Genomic DNA, 544 nt, shown 5'->3' with positions numbered 1-544 from the left:
TTGTGGCGGAAGACGTAAGGGGCGTTGCTGATGATCCCTTCCTGCAGCAGGGCAAAGGTCACGTCCGCCCCGATGCGCCGGTTGAACCGGTTGTCGGGCGCATCCTTCAGCCACCACTGGAAATCGATCGCGGTCACGGTGACATCCTCGACAGGTGACCAGGACAGGCGAAACGCCGGGATCGTGCGGCTGTCGGCCGCCTGTGCCAGAACTGCGATAACCCGCCAGTCCTGCAGGGCGGCGAGATAGACCGGCTCCCCGTTCGGGATCGGCACGATGGCCGGCTGAACGCCGGTCTTCGCATAGATCGAGCCATCCCGCTCCTGCAGGGACAGGGACACATTGCGCGGCCCGTCACTGTCGAGCGCCCGGATCGAGCGGCTTTGCACGATGTAGGTGCGCTCACCGAACCGGGCAGAATTCCAGCGTACCCATTCCCCGACGTTGATATCGCGGAAGCGGGGCGGCAGGACGATCTGCGCAGTCGCCTGAAACCGGTTTTCCTTGAAGTAGATGGCCGCCAGCTGGTTTGCCTGCCGCTTGC

The 544-nt window shown here is 64.2% G+C and carries 1 pseudogene; it reads right to left on the bottom strand.

Annotated elements, in window-relative coordinates:
• A pseudogene (locus KLP42_RS26655) lies at window positions 1–544 on the bottom strand (phage tail protein); the annotation flags it as partial.

This window comes from Rhizobium sp. CSW-27, assembly GCF_018760785.1.
GTDB lineage: Bacteria > Pseudomonadota > Alphaproteobacteria > Rhizobiales > Rhizobiaceae > Neorhizobium.
The sequence above is the reverse complement of the archived record's forward strand: the minus strand, read 5'-3'. Positions and strand labels throughout refer to the sequence as shown.